General features: G+C 67.5%; 22 protein-coding genes. 11 read left to right on the top strand and 11 right to left on the bottom strand.

Annotation, left to right across the window (positions count from 1 at the left end):
• Positions 1-4: 4 nt before the first annotated feature.
• Genes GON09_RS18845 through GON09_RS18855 form a run of 3 tightly spaced genes read right to left on the bottom strand, consistent with a single transcriptional unit; the run spans position 5 to position 2,486 of the window.
• Positions 5-1,621: a solute symporter family protein gene (locus GON09_RS18845; protein WP_213933131.1), complete on the bottom strand. Its 1,617-nt coding sequence runs from the start codon at positions 1,619-1,621 to the stop codon at positions 5-7.
• Positions 1,618-1,992, bottom strand: coding sequence for a DUF485 domain-containing protein (locus GON09_RS18850; RefSeq protein WP_213933132.1), 375 nt, complete (start codon positions 1,990-1,992; stop codon positions 1,618-1,620). The genes GON09_RS18845 and GON09_RS18850 overlap by 4 nt, the downstream gene beginning before the upstream one ends.
• Positions 1,989-2,486, bottom strand: a complete 498-nt coding sequence (locus tag GON09_RS18855; RefSeq protein WP_213933133.1) for a nuclear transport factor 2 family protein — start codon at positions 2,484-2,486, stop codon at positions 1,989-1,991. The genes GON09_RS18850 and GON09_RS18855 overlap by 4 nt, the downstream gene beginning before the upstream one ends.
• Before the next feature lie 124 nt (positions 2,487-2,610).
• Between GON09_RS18855 and GON09_RS18860 the strand changes: the two genes are divergently transcribed.
• The 5 genes from GON09_RS18860 to GON09_RS18880 all read left to right on the top strand — a co-directional run bounded on the left by GON09_RS18860 (position 2,611) and on the right by GON09_RS18880 (position 7,796).
• Entirely contained in the window at positions 2,611-3,210 is a 600-nt protein-coding gene (locus GON09_RS18860) for a TetR family transcriptional regulator (RefSeq protein ID WP_213933134.1), read from the top strand.
• A gap of 86 nt (positions 3,211-3,296) precedes the next feature.
• On the top strand, positions 3,297-4,493 hold the full coding sequence (locus GON09_RS18865; protein ID WP_213933135.1) for an acyl-CoA dehydrogenase family protein: 1,197 nt from the start codon (positions 3,297-3,299) through the stop codon (positions 4,491-4,493).
• A complete protein-coding gene (locus GON09_RS18870) occupies positions 4,490-5,230 on the top strand; it encodes a hypothetical protein (RefSeq protein ID WP_213933136.1) in 741 nt (246 codons plus the stop codon). The genes GON09_RS18865 and GON09_RS18870 overlap by 4 nt, the downstream gene beginning before the upstream one ends.
• A complete protein-coding gene (locus GON09_RS18875; protein ID WP_213933137.1) occupies positions 5,227-6,102 on the top strand; it encodes an alpha/beta fold hydrolase in 876 nt (291 codons plus the stop codon). The genes GON09_RS18870 and GON09_RS18875 overlap by 4 nt, the downstream gene beginning before the upstream one ends.
• Positions 6,099-7,796 carry an AMP-binding protein gene (locus GON09_RS18880; RefSeq protein ID WP_213933138.1) on the top strand — a complete coding sequence of 566 codons (1,698 nt, stop codon included), beginning with the start codon at positions 6,099-6,101 and terminating at the stop codon, positions 7,794-7,796. The genes GON09_RS18875 and GON09_RS18880 overlap by 4 nt, the downstream gene beginning before the upstream one ends.
• Positions 7,797-7,825: 29 nt before the next feature.
• Here the strand turns inward: GON09_RS18880 and GON09_RS18885 are convergent, their stop codons facing one another.
• The 3 genes from GON09_RS18885 to GON09_RS18895 all read right to left on the bottom strand — a co-directional run bounded on the left by GON09_RS18885 (position 7,826) and on the right by GON09_RS18895 (position 10,804).
• Positions 7,826-9,064 (bottom strand): serine hydrolase domain-containing protein, encoded by a 1,239-nt coding sequence (locus tag GON09_RS18885; protein WP_213933139.1) that lies wholly within the window; start codon positions 9,062-9,064, stop codon positions 7,826-7,828.
• A gap of 45 nt (positions 9,065-9,109) precedes the next feature.
• Entirely contained in the window at positions 9,110-10,399 is a 1,290-nt protein-coding gene (locus tag GON09_RS18890; RefSeq protein ID WP_213933140.1) for an MFS transporter, read from the bottom strand.
• Positions 10,400-10,474: 75 nt separating this feature from the next.
• The gene (locus GON09_RS18895) at positions 10,475-10,804 is read right to left on the bottom strand and encodes a GYD domain-containing protein (protein ID WP_016692595.1); all 330 of its coding nucleotides are present in this window, start codon (positions 10,802-10,804) and stop codon (positions 10,475-10,477) included.
• Between the two features lie 129 nt (positions 10,805-10,933).
• On the opposite strand from GON09_RS18895, the gene GON09_RS18900 reads away from it, so the two are divergent.
• The gene (locus GON09_RS18900) at positions 10,934-11,341 is read left to right on the top strand and encodes a PPOX class F420-dependent oxidoreductase (RefSeq protein WP_213933141.1); all 408 of its coding nucleotides are present in this window, start codon (positions 10,934-10,936) and stop codon (positions 11,339-11,341) included.
• A 25-nt stretch (positions 11,342-11,366) separates the two neighbouring features.
• Here GON09_RS18900 and GON09_RS18905 read toward each other — a convergent pair whose 3' ends face one another.
• On the bottom strand, positions 11,367-11,948 hold the full coding sequence (locus tag GON09_RS18905; RefSeq protein WP_213933142.1) for an HdeD family acid-resistance protein: 582 nt from the start codon (positions 11,946-11,948) through the stop codon (positions 11,367-11,369).
• A gap of 98 nt (positions 11,949-12,046) precedes the next feature.
• On the opposite strand from GON09_RS18905, the gene GON09_RS18910 reads away from it, so the two are divergent.
• Both GON09_RS18910 and GON09_RS18915 read left to right on the top strand, forming a co-directional pair.
• Positions 12,047-12,859: a DUF72 domain-containing protein gene (locus GON09_RS18910; RefSeq protein ID WP_213933143.1), complete on the top strand. Its 813-nt coding sequence runs from the start codon at positions 12,047-12,049 to the stop codon at positions 12,857-12,859.
• Positions 12,856-13,371, top strand: coding sequence for a hypothetical protein (locus tag GON09_RS18915; protein WP_307854411.1), 516 nt, complete (start codon positions 12,856-12,858; stop codon positions 13,369-13,371). Before GON09_RS18910 ends, GON09_RS18915 begins: the two co-directional genes overlap by 4 nt.
• Before the next feature lie 9 nt (positions 13,372-13,380).
• Here GON09_RS18915 and GON09_RS18920 read toward each other — a convergent pair whose 3' ends face one another.
• Positions 13,381-13,893 (bottom strand): MarR family winged helix-turn-helix transcriptional regulator, encoded by a 513-nt coding sequence (locus GON09_RS18920; protein WP_213933144.1) that lies wholly within the window; start codon positions 13,891-13,893, stop codon positions 13,381-13,383.
• Positions 13,894-13,963: 70 nt separating this feature from the next.
• Here GON09_RS18920 and GON09_RS18925 point away from each other — a divergent pair, with 70 nt between their 5' ends.
• On the top strand, positions 13,964-15,376 hold the full coding sequence (locus GON09_RS18925) for an FUSC family protein (protein ID WP_213933145.1): 1,413 nt from the start codon (positions 13,964-13,966) through the stop codon (positions 15,374-15,376).
• Positions 15,377-15,435: 59 nt separating this feature from the next.
• Here the strand turns inward: GON09_RS18925 and GON09_RS18930 are convergent, their stop codons facing one another.
• Positions 15,436-15,834: a histone-like nucleoid-structuring protein Lsr2 gene (locus GON09_RS18930; RefSeq protein WP_213933146.1), complete on the bottom strand. Its 399-nt coding sequence runs from the start codon at positions 15,832-15,834 to the stop codon at positions 15,436-15,438.
• A gap of 37 nt (positions 15,835-15,871) precedes the next feature.
• Positions 15,872-16,966, bottom strand: a complete 1,095-nt coding sequence (locus GON09_RS18935) for a nucleoside hydrolase (protein WP_244865561.1) — start codon at positions 16,964-16,966, stop codon at positions 15,872-15,874.
• Positions 16,967-17,007: 41 nt separating this feature from the next.
• Between GON09_RS18935 and GON09_RS18940 the strand changes: the two genes are divergently transcribed.
• Positions 17,008-17,814, top strand: a complete 807-nt coding sequence (locus GON09_RS18940) for an acyl-CoA thioesterase domain-containing protein (RefSeq protein WP_213933147.1) — start codon at positions 17,008-17,010, stop codon at positions 17,812-17,814.
• Positions 17,815-17,833: 19 nt separating this feature from the next.
• Positions 17,834-18,484: a cyclase family protein gene (locus GON09_RS18945; protein ID WP_213933148.1), complete on the top strand. Its 651-nt coding sequence runs from the start codon at positions 17,834-17,836 to the stop codon at positions 18,482-18,484.
• Between the two features lie 19 nt (positions 18,485-18,503).
• On the opposite strand, the gene GON09_RS18950 is transcribed toward GON09_RS18945, so the two are convergent.
• Positions 18,504-19,325, bottom strand: a complete 822-nt coding sequence (locus GON09_RS18950; RefSeq protein ID WP_307854412.1) for a FadR/GntR family transcriptional regulator — start codon at positions 19,323-19,325, stop codon at positions 18,504-18,506.
• Between the last annotated feature and the right edge of the window lie 124 nt (positions 19,326-19,449).

Here is a 19,449-nt window from a genome sequence, read left to right on the forward strand (position 1 = left end):
CGGATCAGTGCGTGCCGGCGACCTCCGCACCGATGCCGGTCTCCGCCCGCACGAGCATCTCGGCGAACTTCTCGTCCTCGAGGCGGCCACGTCCACGACGCTTCTCGCCGACGATCGATCCGATCACGCAGGCGGCGATGCCGAGCGGCATGGTGACGATCACCGGAAGTTGGATGGTCAGGGGAGCGGCACCGCTGCCCATCCACAGCGCTTCGGTGAACATCAGGCTCACGATCGTCGAGACGAGACCGGTGAGCACACCCCACACCGCGCCGGTGGCGTTGAACCGTCGCCAGTTCAGGCTCAGAACGAGGGCGGGCAGGTGTGCGCTGCCGGCCACCATGAACGCCATACCCATGAAGAAGGTGATGTTGGTGTCGTCACCGATGAGCATGGCCAGGGCGATCGCAATGACACTGAACGTCACCGCACCGTAGCGGGCGATGCGTGCCTGCGCGTCGTCTTCTCGGACCTGATCGTCCGCATCGAGGTTCTCGAGCGGTTCCTTCCGGGTGAGGGCAGGCCACACGTCGCGGGCGAAAGTGCCCGCCGCAGAGATCACGACACCGGCGACGACTGCGACGATGGATGCGAAGGCCACTGCCGCGACCAGCGCGAGGGCGACCGATCCGCCGATGGTGCCGGCGCCACCACCGAGTTCGGTGACGAGGACCGGTGCGGCGAGGTTGCCGCCCGGGCCGACGAGGTCCGTTCCGTTCGGGCCGAGCAGTGCCGCGGCACCGAAGCCCATCACGATCACGACCAGGTAGAACAGGCTGCACAGCGCGACGGTCCAGCCGAGCGAGCGTCGTGCCGTGGTCGCTTCCGGAACTGTGAAGAACCGGATGAGGATGTGTGCCATGCCCGCGGTGCCCAGGGCGAATGCGAGGGCGTAGGAGACGAGGTTGATCGCGCTCGTCTGACCGAAGATCAGGCCGGGCGACAGGATGGCGTCGCCCGCGACGGCATTGTCGGTCGCGGCATCGAGGACCTTGGGGAAGGCGAAGCCGAACTGAGCCAGGATGCCGAAGCACACGATGATCGCGAGCACCGACAGGATCGTCGACTTGATGACCTGCACCCAGGTGGTGGCGAGCATGCCGCCGACGAAGACGTAGACGCCCATGAGCGATCCGGCGACGACCACCGACAGCCAGAACGGGATGCCGGAGACGGATTCGAGGAGCACGCCCGCGGCGACGAGCTGGGCGAGCAACACGAAGGTGCCGGTGGCGATGGTGCTCAACGCGACCGCAACCCGCACATTACGGGAGTCGGTCCGGAAGACGAGGACGTCGGCGAGGGTGTACTTGCCGAGATTGCGCATCTTCTCCGCGAGGAGGAACAGGACCGGCAGGAACGAGATGACGGACGTGAACAGGATGACCGTTCCGTCGACGCCCTTCGAGAAGATCAGGCCGGTGGTGCCGAGGAAGCTGCCGGCGGAGATGAATTCGCCGGCGATGGCGAATCCGTTCTGCCAGCTCGAGATCGAGCGTCCGGCGGCGAAGAATCCGTCGGCGCTCTTGGCGCGTCGGGACGCAGCGAAGGTCACCCACAGGGTCAGCGAGATGACGGCGCTGCAGATCGCGATGGCGAGATAGTCGGCGTCGCCGCTCATGATTCGATCTCCTCGGATGCGGGACGGTTCTGCTCGACGGCCGCGACGGCGTCGTCGACGGCAGGGCCGATATAGGTGCGCGAGAGGCGGAAGTACGCCCAGACCAGCACCCAGGTGCCTGCGAACTGTGAGAACACGACCCACAGCGACAGCGGGATGCCGAGGACGGAATTGTCTCCCAGCTGGTCGGGGAATCCGATGAACGCGATCAGGAAGGTCGCGAACAGCACGACGGTGATACCGCCGAGGGCGTTCGTGACACGACTGCGTCGGCGACGCAGTTCCGCGACCTCGGGCAGGTGGAGCATCCTTGTCCAGACGAGCTCGTCCTTCGGGGATGTCGCGTTGTCGCCGGCGACGGTGTCGGTCATGCTCGCACCGCCGCACCACGGGCGCTGTCGAGCGCGAAGAGGTTCTCGTCCCAGCCGGCCTCGAGCGGGCCGAAGAAGTGGAAGCGCACCTGCTTGACCTCGTAGAGCCAGCGGCCGTCGATCTTGACGAGCCGATCGTTGTAGCGCCCGGCGGCGATCGCGGGGGTGCCGTCGGTGACGCACGGTTGCCACAGGAACGAGCGCACCGTGGCGCGGTCGCCGTCGAGGTCGATCTCGAGGTTCGTGATGAAGTGCCAGAAGGAGGTCAGGCCGCCGTCGGCGAGTCCTGCGAAGAAGGAGCGCATCTCCTCCTTGCCTCGGGGATGGGACAGACCGTCGAATTCGCCGTCGTCGGTGAACAGATCCATCAGGGCATCCCAGTTGCCGTCGTCGAGGTGGCGGCAGTACCGAGCGTCGAGCTGCCGGATCGCCTCGAGGTCTTCGAGACGGGTGATGCGTTCGAGAAGGGAGGGTTCGAGCTGGGGGCTGGACACAGAAGATCCTCCGAAGTCCGTTTATTAACGACCGTTCATGTGAGCTGGACCATAACAAGCGCGTAGATCTGCGTCAATGGGAAGGTTGTTGCTGGTCGGCGCCCCTCGTGCTTACTGTGCAGGGATGAACAGCCGGTCGAACGGTACGTCCTCGTCCATTCGCGAACGGATTCTCGAGACCGCACTCGACGAGTTCTACGAGTGCGGTTTTCACGGCGCGACGATGCGCAACATCGCCAACGCCGCAGGTTGCAGCGCTGCCAACGTCTACAACCATTTCGAGAACAAGTCGGAATTGCTCGTGGAGATTCTGCGTCGCGCGAGCGACGAGCAGTTCACGGCGACCCGCAATGCCCTACGGAAGGTCGGCGACGACCCCGCCGACCGGTGGCGCGCGGCCGTGGCCGCCCACGCGCTGTACACCGCGCGGAATCCGCGTGCGTGCCTGGTGGCGAACTCCGAACTGCGCTATCTCGGCCGGCTCGACCGCAAGCGCGTGGTCGGTTCCCGCGACGCGCAGGAACAACTGTTCGTCGACATCGCAGAAGACGGTGTTGCGCAAGGGATCTTCTCCTTGGAGCGGGTGCACCAGGGCGTCACCGCGGTGCTGACGATGTGCGCCGGCATCCCTCTGTGGTTCCGGGAGAACGGCCCGCTCACGGCCCAGGAGGTCGCCGACGACTTCGCCGGATACGCGCTCAATCTGGTCGGATATTCGCTCTGAACCGTTGACGGGCTTTGGGTGCCGTGCTGTACTGGGTGAACAAGCGTTAATGACCTACTCCGGTCCATCGAAGGAGTGCACCTCCCATGACCCACCGCCCCTCGCAGCCGCGCATCGACTCGCCGCGTTATCTCACCGAGGAACGACTCGCGATCCGCGACCTCGCCCGCGACTTCGCGATGACGAAGGTGCTGCCCGTCGCCAACGAACTCGACCCGGTCCAGGGCACGATCCCCGACTCGCTCAAGAAGGAGATGGCCGAGATCGGCTTCTTCGGGATCATGATCCCCGAGGAGCACGGCGGTCTCGGACTCGGCGTGTTCGAGTACTGCCTCGTCGCCGAGGAACTCTCGCGGGCTTGGATGAGCGTGTCGGGTCTGCTCGCCCGCGGCAACGGCATGGGCGGCGGCTTCACACCCGAGCAGGAGGCGGCGCTGCTGCCCAAGGTCGCGCGTGGTGAGTATCTCGGCGCGTACGCGCTGTCGGAGGCCGAGGCCGGATCCGACGTCGCCAACATCTCGTGCCGCGCCGTGCGCGACGGCGACGACTGGGTCGTCAACGGCACCAAGATGTGGTGCACCTACGCCGACGAGGCCGACTACCTCGTCCTCTTCGCCCGCACCGATCCGAACAAGGATCCGGCCAAGCCGCACCGGGGGATCAGCGCCTTCCTCGTCGAGAAGGAACGCGGCGTGTTCCCCGAGGGCGTCTCGGGCACCAAGGTCCGCAAGATCGGTTACTTCGGCTGGAGCACCTGGGAGCTCTCGTTCGACAACTTCCGCATCCCGGCGGACAAGATGCTCGGCGAGGAGGGTAAGGGCTTCTACCTCGCCGTCTCCGGTCTCGAAGTGGGCCGCGCGCACACCGCCGCCCGGGCGATCGGTCTCGCCCGCGCCGCGCTCGAGGATTCGATCGAGTACGTGCACACCCGCCGTCAGTTCGGCCGCCCCATCGGCGACTTCCAGCACCTACGGTTCAAGATCGCGAAGATGGCCGCAGACATCGAGGCCGCGCGTCAGCTGATGTACTCGGTGGCTACCGACATCGACACCGGCCGCCGGTGTTCGCTCGAGGCGTCGATGTGCAAGCTCGTCGCCACCGAGATGGCCGAGCAGGTCACCAGCGAAGCCGTGCAGATCCACGGTGGCGCCGGCTACACCACCGACTTCCAGGTCGAACGCCACTGGCGCGACGCGCGTCTGACGAAGATCTTCGAAGGCACCAGCGAGATCCAGATGCGCATCATCTCCGACGAACTCCTGGGAAGGCCCGAATCGGCATGAGCGCACACACCACCACGCGACCGCTCACCGTGGGCGACCGGGTCGCCTCCGAACCTCGTGCCGTGGCCGACGTCCTGACCGCCGCCGGTTCCGTCGCGCCGGCCGGCACGCCCGTCCTCGGTGCCCTGACCGTCGCATCGCTCGTCCCGCCCGTGCCGGGTGGCGTTCCGTCCGGATTCGACTGGCACACACACGATCCGGTCTCTGCCTCGGACATCGTCTCGGCGGACGCCGTGATCACCCGCGTGGCCGGCCGAACGATACGCCGTTTCGTCCGACTCGTGGACGCCACCGGTGTGGTACGCGAATCCGGAACCGAAACCTGGTCTTTCGGCAGCGAACTGCCCGTCCTTCCCGAACTGGATTTCTGCACACCCGTCTGGGGCGGCCTGCTCGCCGTGAGCCTTTCCGAGGACCGGGAATTCACCTCGTCGCTGTCCACCTGGGATGGCACCATCGGGTTGCGCAGCGGCGAGACCGAACTGCACCTGCGCATCTACAAGGGCCGGATCGTCGACGTCACCCGGCGCACCCCGCACGGCGCGACATTCACCTTCGTGGCACCCGACCACGCCTGGACCGACCTCGTCCTGTCCGAGGAGAACGACTTCATGCGTCGCGCCATCCGCGGTGAGTTCTCCTCCACCGGGGACGGATACGAGTACCTGCGCCTGACCAAGCCGCTCAACACGATCATCGGGCACGCCCGTGCCCTCGCCCGAAAGGCCCGCTCATGATCGAGGCCCGCTACCTGGAGATCGGCGGAGCGCTCGGCTTCGTCGAGATCGTCACGCCCGACGCGCATTCCGGCAATGGGTTCGACGTGACGGAACTGCCCACGGTCCTGTGCATCCACACTGCCGGCCAGAGCGGGGTGCAGTGGCGTCACGTCGCTCGCGCTCTCGCCGAGCGCGGCTACCGCGTGGTGGTACCCGATCTGCCCGGGCACGGTCGTTCGGAGCCGGCGCCGGATGGTCCCGTGACGAGTCTGATCACCTACGGCGACTGGTTGTGCGCGGTGCTCGACGAGCTCGGCGTCGACCGGCCGTTCGTCATGGGCTGCTCGATCGGCGGCAAGCTCACCCTCGAGCTCGCGACCCGCCCGGACCGCCCGCTGTCCGGTGCCGTGGCCATGGAAGCCGAGGCCGGCCCGGGGCGCGTGAACGTGGCCGGATTGCGCCGCGAACTCGAGGACGTCGCCGGACCGTCGCGGTCCGAACGCACCTATCTGGGAACCCTTGCATCCGTGGGGCGTTCGGTCCCGGAGGCGCAGGCGCACACGATTGCGCTCATGCACAAACGGGAGGATCCGGAGATCTCGTCGTCGGATCTCATCGGCTGGGGAACCCACGACGTGCGCGACCGGCTCGGCCAGGTGACCGCACCGATCCACCTCGTCGCCGGTGTCGACGACCCGTGGATCGACCCCGATGCTGTGGCGCAGGCCGCGGACATGATCAACGACGCTCTTCCCGGACGGGCCCGCTTCACGGCACTGGCCGGCATCGGGCACTATCCGATGGAGGAGATCGACGACTTCGCCGCACTCGCCGACACCTGGATCGGTGAGTTGCGCCGGGCCGGTATTCCCGAGGAGGCAGCGCTGTGACCACCACCCGACTCGACACCCTGCCTGCCCTGCTCGACGGGCTCGTCGCCGCGAATCCGGATGCACCGATCGCCTACGACATCGTCGACGACGCAGCGGTGGCCCGCAGTCGCGGAGAGTTCCGCGACCGCGTCGAGGCCGTGCGAGGCGAACTCGAGCAGATCGGCCTGAGCGCCGGTCGATGTGTCGCCGTGATGCTGCCGAACTGGTCCGACGCACTCGTGTGGCAGTTCGCGGCCTCCGCGCTCGGCGCCCACGTCATCGGCGTCAACACCCGCTACAACACCCGCGAGGTCGCCCACATCCTCACCGCCGCGCGACCTGCCGTCGTCGCGGTGCCGGCCGCCTTCCACGGACTCGACCTGTTCGGTCGGCTCACGGAGGCCGCGGAGTCCGTGTCCGAGGTGGCCACCCCGGTGGTCGCGGTGGTGCCCGGGCCGGCGAACGCGTCGGCGTCCCCGGCCGATTTCGACCTCGGTGGAGGGGCCTGGACCGCAGGCAGCGGCGACACGCGTGGTTCGAGTGCACCCGAGACGCCCGACACCGCGACACTCACCCCGGCGGGTGCCGACGACGATCCCGAGGACCGGATCGCGGTGGCGTTCACGACGTCCGGTTCCACCGGCGTACCCAAGCTGGCCGCACACCGCGACAGCGCGATCGTCCGCCACGGTCGCGCCGACGCCGCGATCATGAAGGTCACCGAAGGTGATGTCGCCCTGTGCGTGCTTCCCGTCTCAGGTGTATTCGGTTTCAGCACAGCGATGGCTGCCCTCGCCGGTGGTGGAGCACTGCTCATGGAGACCGTCTTCGACCCGGCCGCCGTACTGCGCCGCATGCGGGACGTGAAGGTCACCCATGCGGTGGGCGCCGACGATCTGTTCGGCCGCCTCTACGACACCTGGCACGAGGGTGAACGCGTCGACCTGTCGTCGTTGCGCTGGGTGGGTATCGCCGACTTCCTCGGCCGCTCCCACGAGATCGCCCGGTGGCTGCGCGACGAATTCGGCACCCACACCTCCGGGGTGTTCGGCTCGTCGGAAGTGTTCGCTCTCGCGATGCTGTGGAACGCCGACGATCCCGAGTCGGTGCGGTGGAACGGTGGCGGTCGCGCTGTCGACACCGCGATCGAACTGCGGGTCGCCGATCCCTACGACGACCGGGTCCTGCCGGCCGGAGAACAGGGCGAGCTGCAGTTCCGCGGTCCGAACGTCGTCGACGCCTATCTCGGCAACCCCGATGCTGCTGCGCGCGCGTTCACCGCGGACGGATGGTTCCGCAGCGGCGACCTCGCGGTCGACCTCGGTGACGGTGGTTATCGCTACGTCTGCCGGATGGGTGACGTGCTGCGCCTGCGTGGTTTCCTGGTCGACCCCGCCGAAATCGAGGTACGGCTGGCCGAGCATCCGGGCGTGGGCACCGCCAAAGTTGTCGGTCTCACCGGCGAGGGCGGTTACACGGAGGCGGTCGGCTTCGTCGTGCCGACACCCGACGCTCCGGCCGGCACCACCGCCGACGCATTGAAGGCGTGGTGCCGCGAGACCCTCGCAGCGTTCAAGGTGCCCACGGCGATCCACATCATCGAACGGATGCCCACGACGGTCGGCGGCAACGGTTCCAAGATCCGTGCCGTCGAGCTGCGCGAATGGGCCCGGGAGTGGGCGGGTACCGAACGCGACTTCCGAAGCGTCTGAACGATCTACGACGCGCCCGGCCGGCTCGGTTACCCGGCCGGGCGCTCGCGCGTGGGCGGTGCGTGATCGGGGGCGACCTCCGCCGCGATCCTGCGGAACAGGGCATCGGCCTCGTTCACGTATCCACCGGTGTCGTCGAAGGCCTCCGGCTCGTAGGTCACTGCGACCGCGATCGCCACCTCCCGTTCGGGCAGATACGCCTCGACGGCGGAGTAACCACCGAACATCGGATTCTGAATCAGCCAGTCGCCGGTGATCACCACACCGAGTCCGTAGGTGTACGCCTCCGACTGTTCGAAGCAGGTCGGGCAGTCCGGTTGCGCGTGGGTACGACCGCGTAGATCGGTCGAGACCATTGCCTCGTACGACTTCTCCGAGAGCAGTTCGCCGGTGCCGATCGCCACGGCGGTGTCGTGCAGGTCGAAGATGGTGCTGGTCTGCACGCCTCCCTCGGTGATGGTCCACGACGGGTTCCAGAAGGTGCTCTCCTCATAGAAGGGGGTGCCCGCCGGAACACCCAGGAACTCGCGCCGTTCGGAGGAGAAGGCGTGCAGCACCGGGTCGGGCATCGCGGCCGTCTGCGATGCCGTGGTGCCGTCCAGTCCCAGGGGTTCGAGCACCCGTTCCCGAACGAGTTCGTCCATCGGCCGGCCGGTGATCTCCTCGAGCGCCAGGCCGAGGATCACATAGTTGGTGTGGGCGTAGTTCCAGTTGGTGCCGGGATCGTAGAGCAAGGATGTTGACGTCACGTACTCGAGGAGTTCGTCCGGAGTCCACGCGCGGAACGGATCCGCGTAGTTCGCATCGGCGAACTCGTCGTTGCCGAGGACGTAATCCGGGTAGCCCGAGGTCATCTGCGCCAGCTGGCCGAGGGTGACACGCTCGGCGTGCGCGAGATCGGGCAACCACTGCGACACCCTGTCGTCGAGGCCCACCACGCCCTCGTCGACGAGTTGCAGCAGCACCGTCGCGACGTACGAGATGGCGACGGCGCCGTTGCGGAAGTGCATGTCGGTGGTCGCCGGCACACCGGTCATCGACTCCCCGAACGCACGGGTGACGATCTCTTCACCGCCCTCCGAGACCCGCACGAGGACGGCGCGCAAGTGCCGGTCGGCCATGGCCTCGTCGACGAGCCGCACGATCGCGTCGGCCTCGGCGCTGTTCGCCGGCTGGGCCTGGGCGGCCGGATCGTCACCCGATGGTGAACAGGCGCACAGGATTCCGACGGCGCAGATCAGCGCCGGAGCCTTTCGTCCGATCAGCATGCCGAAAGTGTGACAGCTCCGCGCCGCCGGAAACAGTCGATTCGTTCAATTGCGACATTCCGTGGCGACGCGACCCCTCGTGAGGATCGACAGCGAGGCGGCGACCGCGCACAGGGACGCTCCGGCCCACCATGCGTAGGTGTAGGTGCCGAGGTTGTCGCGGATGACCCCGGCACCGAAAGCGGCCGCCGCGGCACCGATCTGATGGGAGGCGAACACCCAGCCGAACACGATCGTTCCGCGGTCGCCGAAGATCCGGCGGCACAGCATCGCGGTCGGCGGCACGGTGGCGACCCAGTCCAGGCCGTAGACCACGACGAACAGGATCATGCTGGGATGCACGGACTCCTGCAGTAACCAGGGCAGCAGGAGCAGACCCACGCCGCGGAACGTGTAGTAGAACGCCAGCAGCTTGCGGGGATCGAACTTGTCGGTCAGCCATCCGGAGGCAATGGTGCCGACGATGTCGAAGATTCCCACGGCGGCCATCAGGCTCGCCGCGGTGGTCGTGGGCATGCCGTGGTCGTGGGCCGACGGGATGAAGTGGATGCCGACGAGTCCGTTGGTGGTGGCTCCGCAGATGGCGAAGGCGATCGCCAGCGCCCAGAACGCCCGGTGACGCACCGCGAAGGCCAGCCCTTCGAGAGCGCGGGTGACAGCACCACCGGTCGCTCGCGCCGGCGCGACGTAGGTCTCGGGGTCGGCCCCGTAGGGCAGGACACCGCGCTCGTCGGGGTGGTCGCGGATCACCGCCCACACCAGCGGGACGACGACGAGCGCCGCCGCGGCGATCACGAGGGAAGCCTGTCGCCACCCGACGTTCTCCGCGAGCGCGGCCACGGGAGGGAGGATCACCAGCTGACCGGTCGCGGAGCCGGCCGTGAGGATGCCCATCACCAGGCCGCGCCGTTCGACGAACCACCGGTCGGCGATGGTCGCCGCCAGGACCAGGGCCATCGACCCTGTGCCGGTACCGATGAGCAGTCCCCAGAAGACGAGCAACTGCCACGAGGCGGTCATGGCGATACTGCCGCCGGCGCCGAGGGCCACCAGGAACAGCGCCGACGAGATGACCCGTCGCATGCCGAACCGGTCCATCAGAGCGGCGGCGAACGGTGCGACGAGCCCGAACAGGACGAGGTTGATGCTCACCGCGAGCGACATGACGCTCGTCGACCAGCCGAACTCGTCGTGCAGCGGCACCATGAGCGCGCCGGGTGCCGCCCGGAAGCCGGCGGCGCCGAACAACGCGAGGAAGGCCACCGCGGCGACCCACCATGCCGGGTGGATCCGGGCCGGGCGGCGGTCGCTGCGCTGGGCCGGGCGCACACTCATCACGAATTCACTTTCTTCGAGAAAGCAACAGGATGAGCAGACGATACCCAGCAGCTCGTCGTGGGAGACGAGCGGTCAGCTGCCCGAGCTCCCCGGCGTCCGGTAACTCGCGTCGCGGCGCGCGGCCTCGTCGACCTGTTCGGGGGTGAGCAAGGCGATCGGCGTGGAGCGCGCGGCGCCGGATGCGATGGTGCGGAGTTCGAGTGTCGCGGCCGCGATCTCGTCGGGCACCTCGCCGAGCACGTACAGATCGTGACCACCGAGCGCGAAGTGCACCGAATCGACCGTCCCGCCCACGCTTTCGACCATCCGGACGATGGCGTCGCGCCGGGACGTGCCACCGTCCGTGAGCAGACCGCGGGCACCGTCCGCGGTGTAGTTCACCTGCCAGAGATATCGCGGCATGATCGTCTCCTTTTCGGGGGATGTCGACCTCCATGGTCGGTCCTCCTCACGTCGTCGCGGACGGTTTCGCCGGTAATCGAGGCCTAGTCTCGATACGAAAGACCGCATCCGTCATCGAAAGGGAGTGCCGTGCCGAAACGACCCATGCCCGAGGCCGTCGCCGAATTCCTCGCCCAGCCCAACTACGCCACGATCAGTTCCCTGCGCCCGGACGGTCAGCCCGTCTCCGTTCCGACCTGGTACGTCTTCGAGAACGACCGCATCCTCGTCAACATGGACTCCGGCCGCAAGCGCCTCGAATACCTGCGGAACGATCCGCGGGTGAGCTTGTCGGCGATGGATCCGCAGGACTGGATCACGCACGTCAGCATCCAGGGACGGGTCGTCGAACTCGTCGACGATCCGTCCCTGGAGGACATCGACCGGATTGCTCGCCACTACACGGGCAAGGCGTACCACGCGCGGGACGGCAAGCGCGTGAACGCATGGATCGAGATCGACCGCTGGCACGCCTGGGGACGTCTGCGCAACGCCTGAGATGGATCGGGGAGAAGGTCGGTGGTCAGAGGATGCCGGCCTTCTTCGCCGCGCTGCGTGCCTGGAACGCCAGGATGATGAGCAACACGCCGAACAGGATCGCGTAGATGCCGAGCAGGACGATCAGGCTCAGGATGCCCTCGCCGGGGAAGATCAGCAGCACGATGCCGAACAGGACGGCGACGACGCCTGCGAGCACCGACCACACCCATCCGGACTCGGGGACCTTCCGGAATCGGATACCGCCGACGATGCCGGTGATGCCGAACAGAATGGCGTAGAACGCGATCACGTACAGCAGTGCCAGTGCGGTGATGCCGGGCCAGAACAGCGCGACGAGACCGGCGAGGACGGAGACGACACCCATGGCGAGCCACCAGCCCCAGCCCTCGGGCTTGTCTCGGACCGACTGGACGACCAGCACGATGCCGTCGATGATCGCGTAGGCCGCGAAGACGACCACCAGAGCCCAGACGGTGATGCCGGGCCAGACGAGTGCGACGACACCGAAGAGGACGGCGAGGATGCCGCGCAGCAGCACCACCCACCAGATCTGCTTCAGCAGTGATCGGAACGGATCGTTGGAAGAAACCGAGCTCGTGGACATGACGGCTCCTGGCGTGTGATGTGATCTTGTAGCCCAGAGGATAAGCGCGGTTGTGGTGCTGCGCGTGCCGAATCGAAGCCGAGGTTACGCTCGGAAACGTGGCCGCGGCGAGGATCGGGATATCGGGATGGCGCTATCCGGGCTGGCGCGGAGACTTCTACCCGGAAGGACTCGTCCAGCGCCGGGAGCTCGAATACGCCGCCCAGCGGTTCGGATCGATCGAAATCAACGGCTCGTTCTACTCGCTGCAGCGCCCGAGCAGTTATCTCGCGTGGCGGGACGCCGCACCCGACGACTTCGTCTACGCCGTCAAGGGCGGGCGGTTCGTCACCCACATGAAGCGGCTCGCGGGTGTCGACGACGCCCTCGCCAATTTCTTCGCCTCCGGTGTGCTCGCGCTCGGCCCGAAACTCGGACCGGTGCTGTGGCAGCTCCCGCCGACCCTCGGTTACGAGGAGGACAGGCTCGCGGACTTCTTCGCCCGGTTGCCCCGCACGACGACGGCCGCCGGCGAACTCGCCCGCCGGCACACCGACAAGCTCGCCGACGACCGGGCGTGGGTGGAGGTGGACGCCGAGCGTCCGTTGCGTCACGCCGTCGAGGTGCGGCATCCCGACCTTGCAAGCCCGGAGGCCGTGGAGTTGCTGCGCACGCACGACATCGGGCTCGTCGTCGCCGACACGGCCGGAAAGTTCCCCTTTCTCACCGACGTCACGAGCGATTTCGTCTACGTACGGATGCACGGCGACAAAGAGTTGTACGCGAGCGGGTACACCGCCGAGGTCCTCGACGTGTGGGCCGAGCGGATCCGCGGATGGCTGGATGACGGCAGGGACGTCTACGTGTATTTCGACAACGACATGAAAGGCTGGGCACCGCACGACGCGCTCGCGTTGCAGCAACGCCTGTGACCGGGCGTCCGGAGGAAGGACAGGAGATCACTGTGTGGCCCGACCACTGGCCGAGGACGCCGCGGGAGATCGCGACGGCCACCGCCGATGCGCTCGCTGCTGCCCGCAGCGAGTCGGCCGAATCCTTCGACGAGGCGGTCGCGGTGCTGGCCGACCTACCCTACGAGCAGGTCACTGCCGTGCATGCGGGCATGGTCCGGGAGTTGCTCGAGGAACTGCATCCCGACGGTCTGGCCGGTGAGGACGTGCAGGCCGTGCTCGAACGCTCCGTCCGCTCCGGGCTGCGATGGTTGCCGTCGCTCGAACCCGAGGCCGTAGTCGCCGTGCTCACGGGTGCACTCGGCGTGTCCGATCCCGACGCCGAACGCCCGAAGATCCGTCCCGAGCAGTATCTGGCCGCGGGCCTGCTCGTCGTCACCGATCTCGTCGCCGCACGTCGCGTGTCTCCCGAGGCGTATCTGCGCCACGCCGTGAGCGAGATCGAACGGGCCGAGACGCAAGAGATGCCCTGATCCTCCGGATCAGGCCGGGTAGTGGTTCTCGACGTTGCGGACGACCTTGCGCAGCAGGTCGGACAGGACCTGCACTTCGTCGTCGTCGAGTCCGTCGAGCATCTGCCGCTCGCGCGCCAGGCGCCGTGGGAATTCCTTCTCGACGAGTGCGCGCCCGTCGTCGGTGAGGGTGAGCAGCACCACGCGGCCGTCGCGCTCGAGTCGTTTGCGTTCGACGAGACCGAGTGTGGCGAGTCGCTCGGTGTGCTTCGTTGTCGACGCACCGGAGATGCCCGTGATGGAGGTGACCTCGCTGGCCCGCAACGGATGGTCGCTGCGGGCGAGTGCGCTGAGTACCTCGAATTCGCTGCGGCTGATGCCGCTCGCCTCGAGTTCTCGATCGAAGTAGGTGAGCGCGAGCGACCCGATTCGGGTGATGCGCCCGATCACGTCGATGGGACGGACGTCGAGGTCCGGGTACCGGGCTGTCCATCCGAGACGTACGCGATCGACGTAATCGGGCTGGGGTGTCTCGGAGGGCATGTGGCAAGTCTAACTGTAGAAGCCAAACAATTTCATAGATATTTCACCAGTAAAGTAATATCGTGGGTGAATGCTTGCCCGCCGACTCGAAGACCGCTCCCAGCTCCGTCACGCCCACGGAGCGCTCGCGCATTCACTGTCGGCGACCGCGTGGAAGGACGCCCTCGAGGTGCGGCGCGGCGATCCGACCGTGGCCGTCGCGCTCCGTGTGGGGTTCGCGACGATGCTCGCCCTCGTCGGCGGCGGTCTGCTCGGTTACGGACAGGTGGCCGGCTTCGCCGCCCTCGGTGCACTCACCAGTGCCTTCCTGCGATACGAGCCGTATCCGCGTCTCGCGGTACGACTTCCGTGGGTCGGTCTCGGCATCGTCGGTTACACCGCGTTCGGCGCTGCGCTGGGTGCGATGGGTGCTCCGCTGTGGGTGCAGATCGTCGTGCTCTCCCTGGGCTCGGCCGTCGCCTACTGGGTGTTCACGGCCTTCTCCCTCATGGGCCCCGGCCCGGTGATCCTCATCTTCGCGGCCGCCGGCGCCGCCGGTTTCTCCGACGGATGGGGAGATGCGGGCCTGATCGCCGCCGCGGCGGCGATCGGTGCGCTGCTCGGCTACGTCGTGGCGATGCTGCCCGCGCTCTCCCATCCCCATACGCCGGCTCGTCTCGCGGTCGCGCGCGCCCTCGCGGCGGTTTCCGCCGTCGAAACCCGCGGTGCGGACGCCGTTCCCGCAGCGCGACAGAGTATCCGGAAGGCACGCGAGACCGTCGCGCTGAATGCCCCGCGGCGTCCGGACGTCCATGTCCATGAACTGGTCGCTCTGCTCGACGCGGCCGACACGGTGCTCGACAGCGGGTCGCACGACACCTCCCGCGCACGCCGCGACGACTTCGCCCGGTTCGAGGCGGAGCTTCGGAAAGCGCGGCGCGACATCGAGATTCCACGCGTCGATGCCGAGGGGCGGGCGGTGCTGCCGACGCCGCCCGGCTTCGTCCGCGAAGGATGCGGTCGTCTGCTCGACCGTCTCGTGCTGATCGGAGCGGCCCGGATCTTCGTCGCGTCGTTGCTCGCCGCGTCGTTCGCCGCACTGATCGGGCTCGACCATCCGTTGTGGGCTGCGATGGGCGCGATGGCGGCACTGCAAGGTCTGAACTACCGAAACACCGTCCAGCGCGCTATTCAACGTCTGCTCGGAAACGTGGGCGGCGCGGTGATCGCCGCCGGGCTGCTGGCGCTCGACCTGGGCTACTGGCCGGTGGCCGCAGCCGCCGTGTTGTTCCAGACGCTCACCGAACTCACGGTGACCCGGAACTACGGCCTCGCCTCGGTCGGGGTGACGACGATGGCGTTGCTGCTTACGGGTCTCGGGCAGCACGCGGGTCCGGGCCTCGCCGTCAACCGGGTCGCCGACACCGTCATCGGCGTGGTCGTGGGCGTGATCGTCGCTGCGGTGACCATCCGACGCGACGACCGGCACCATCTCGTCGCGTGACGAGACAGCGCCGGTCGTCGGTGAGGATCGTCCGCCCCGGGAGGCGACGGTGGTGATGCTCAGGAGTGAGCGGCTTCGAACCGCTCGAGGATGTGCCGCGGGATGCGACCGCGCGAGCTGACGTCGTAACCCTTGTTGCGGGCCCAGTGCCGGATCGCGGCGAGTTGCTCCGGCGATCGGGTGGGCGGGATCGCCTTGTGAGTACCCGATGTCCGGGTACGGGCCTTGGCCGCAGGCTTCTTCGGCGTGATCGTGTGTGTGGTCGAGGCGTGCTGAGCAGGCGCCGTCTCGTGAAGCCACGGGCGGAGTACCGCCAGGAACTTGTCGGCGTTCGCCGGTCGAAGATCGATCTCGTACTCGTCGTCGTCGACCGTGATGCGGAACGACTGTGCCAGACCCTCCATGATCGGTTGGCCGTCGATATCGTCGAAATATTGGACGCGCACTTTCTGTGCCACGTTTATCTCCTTGTCCCCGAACTGTGCGCTGTCGACGCTAGTTCTTACTCGGGGGTAGGTTCAAGTCGCGAATGTACGATCCCACCCGCTCGACGAAATGATCGAAGAACTCGGCCGGACGGGTGCCCGCCACGATATCCGCGTTCGGCGTCCTCTGCCACATACCGGACCGGTCGGCGACCGTGGTGCCACGGGTCAGCCGGCCGTCGAGTTCGACGTCGACCGTTGCGGGGCGGGAGGTGTACGGAACCGTGCCGAGCGCGACCGCTGCGGCGAACGGGTCGTGCACGTGTGCGAGGAAGCCGAGTCCCTGGTCCCGATGGAATTCCATGTAGAACCGCAACGCATCGGAGATGTAGCGGATGAGAGGCACATCGGCCGACGACCGCGTACCGCGCGGAGCGTCCGGTGAGAGCTCCCCGGATCGGGGCACACCGACCACGTCCCCGATCCGCGCGACATGCTCGGGATGCATCTCGATCGACTCCGTGACGTCGAGCGGGCACACGACCGGCCGCCTGTCGGGAGGAACGATCGAGAACGCGTCGAACACGACTTTGGCGGCCTCCGGGTCCACCGCGACGTTCCATTCCGAGGTCGGCGTCGTATTACCCGGATGGTGGAAACACCCACCCATGATCACGAGGCGACGCAACCGCGACGGCAGTTCGGGATCGATGCGCAGGGCGAGGGCGAGGTTGGTGAGCGGACCGGTGACGAGCCCGGTGAGCTCTCCCGGATGCTCGCGGGTGAGATCGACCCAAGCCTGCGCGGCCGACCGCGACGACCGTGACCGCGACGCCGCGGGAAGCTCCGCGTACCCGATTCCCTGCGGACCGTGTGTGTCCTCCGTGGTCATCAGCGGCGCGACCAACGGAACCTGCGATCCGGCAGCCACTTCGATGTCGGGCCGGCCGCACACCTCGAGCCAGGACAGGGTGTTGGCGGTGACCTGGTCCACCGGCACGTTCCCCGCCGTGCACAGGGCGGCGACGATCTCGGCCTCCGGGCTCGCGACGAGATAGAGCAGGGCGAGGGCGTCGTCGATACCGGTGTCGACGTCGACGATCAGGCGGGTACGGGCGGCCGGAACATCGGGTTCGTGTACGTGCACGATCCCATCTTGGGGCATCCCGATGAGCGTGCCGCGGCCGGTGCTGGGAGAATTCCCGAATGCACGAGCGTAAGAACCGCGGTTATTTCACCGAGGACGACGGTGTCTACCTGCCGACGAAGTACGCGACCAGCCCGTGGTCGGACACGATGCTCAACGGGCCGTGTGTGAGCGGTCTGGTTGCACGCGAGCTCGAGATCCACCATGCCGTCGAGGGTTTCGTCCCGTCCCGGTTCACGCTCGATCTCTTCAGGCCGGTCCGTAACGAGCCGATCACCTTCACCACGACCCGCGTGCGCGACGGCAATCGCATCCGCGTCGCCGACGCGAACCTGATGCAGGGCGGTGAGGTCTCGGCGCGCGCGACGCTGACCTTCCTGCGCACGTCGGCGCCGCCGCCCGGATCGGTGTGGACGCGCGGTGAGTCCCCGACGCCTCCTCCCGGTTCCCTCGAGACCCAGCCTGGGCCGCTCCAGGTCTCGTCGTGGTACGGCAGTGACGGGCCTGGATGGACGCGGGTGCGTTCGGAGCACCAGAACTCCGACCGGAAGCGACTGTGGTCGCGGCAGCTGTCGATCATCGTCGGCGAGGAACTGTCGCCGTTCGTCAACACCGCGACCGTCGGCGAGGGAACGTCCTTCGTGACCAACTGGTCGGACAAGGGTGTCGGCTACATCAATTCCGATGTCACCTTGGCGCTGTCCCGCCTGCCGGAGGGGCCCGAGGTCGGTATCGAGGCCGACAACCACATCAGCAGCGAGGGCATCGCGGTCGGTACCGCGGTGCTGTTCGACCGTCTCGGCGCGTTCGGCACCGGCGTGGTGACCGCCCTCGCGAACGCGCACCGGCAGGTCGATTTCGGATGACACGAACAGGAGCGATGTCATGCGCGTGCGGCGGATCGTCGATCTGACCCACGTCGTCTCCCCGGACATCCAGGTCTATCCCGGGGATCCGGCACCGATATTCATCCCGCACGCCACCGTCGAGGCCGACGGATTCGACCTGATGCGCATCGACATGGGATCGCAGACGGGCACCCACGTCGACGCGCCCCGGCACGTACGCAGCGGTGGTGCCGCGATCGACGCGGTGCCACCGGATACCTTCGTGGGACGCGGTGTGGTGCTCGACGTGCGCGCCCGCGTCGATGCCGGTTCGCTCGTCACCGCCGACATGTGGGGTGAGCCCGCGATCGGTTCCGGCGACATCGCGCTCGTCCTCACCGGTTGGTCGCAGCATTTCGGTACCGATCGCTATTTCGAGCATCCGGCCCTGAGCGTCGACGCCTGCCGGTGGTTGCTCGACCGCGGCGTCCGCACGATCGGGATCGACGCGCCGAGCGTGGATCCCACCGGGGACGAGACGCTCGCGGCGCACCACGTACTCGCCGACGCGGGGGCGGTCATCTGCGAGAACCTGCGCAACCTCGAGGCGGTCGACTTCCCGGATCCGCTCGTCTCGCTGTTGCCGATCCCGTTCGCCGGGATCGACGGCGCACCGGTGCGGGCCGTCGCCATGCAGGTCGGGAACTGAACGCCGGCAACAAATCCGGTCAGTCGAGGATGTCGCGCACCTCGACGTCCTCGCGGCCACCGACGACGAGTTCGCGCGCGGCCGCCATGTGCTTCTGCCAGTGCGTGAAAGCGCCCTCGCCGTCGCGGGCACGCAGCAGACGGATGAGCTTGCGCTGCGAGCGGACGAACACCTTGTAGTGGTCCTCGTACTTCTCCGCGTCGCGCTGCATGCTTTCGCGCGTGACGTTCATGGTGTGCCGCTCGTAGATCTCGTGCAGCATGCCCGCGATGAGCGATAGCGACGCGTTGCCGGCGAGCTGAACCATCCTCAGGTGGAACATCGCCGCGGCCTGGCCGAAGGTGCCGTCGGCGAAGGACGACGGGATGGTCTCGTCCACCAGGCGTTCGAGTTCGTCGAAGGCCTCTTCGCTGCCGTTCTCCGCGAGCAGTCGCGCGGCGGCGGGCTCGACGGCCTCACGGGCGACGTAGACGTCCGCGACGGTGGCACCGGCGAGTTCGAGCAGCAGGGACGCCGGTCGCGCCACTACCTCGGGGCCAGGGACACAGATCCGCGCGCCCGAGCGCGACCCGCGTCGCACCTCGACGAGCCGTTCGGCCTCGAGGACGCGGACCGCTTCGCGCAGCGTCGGCCGGCTCACCGAGAAGTGCTCCATGAGCGAGGCCTCATGGGGCAGGTGGTCGCCGTCCTTCAGCTCCCCGTCGACGATCATCCGGCGGAGCTTCCGGGCGACGAGTTCTGCGGTCTTGGGGGTGCGGATGGCCCGGCCACCGCCCGCGCGAGTGTCGAATCCGACTCCCGAACGCGCGTCGAATCCGGGCGCCAACACTTCGTCGGTCACGGGAACGGCCTCCTGCTCCGAGATCACTTCGACTACTTGGTGAAAGTTCCTGCCTCATCGTACTCACAGGTAACCGGTCGCTGCGGGGTGAGGCGACGAGCCGACGACTATTGCTGATGCTTAC

It is taken from the genome of Rhodococcus sp. B50 (genome assembly GCF_013602415.1).
Taxonomy (GTDB): Bacteria; Actinomycetota; Actinomycetes; order Mycobacteriales; family Mycobacteriaceae; genus Rhodococcus.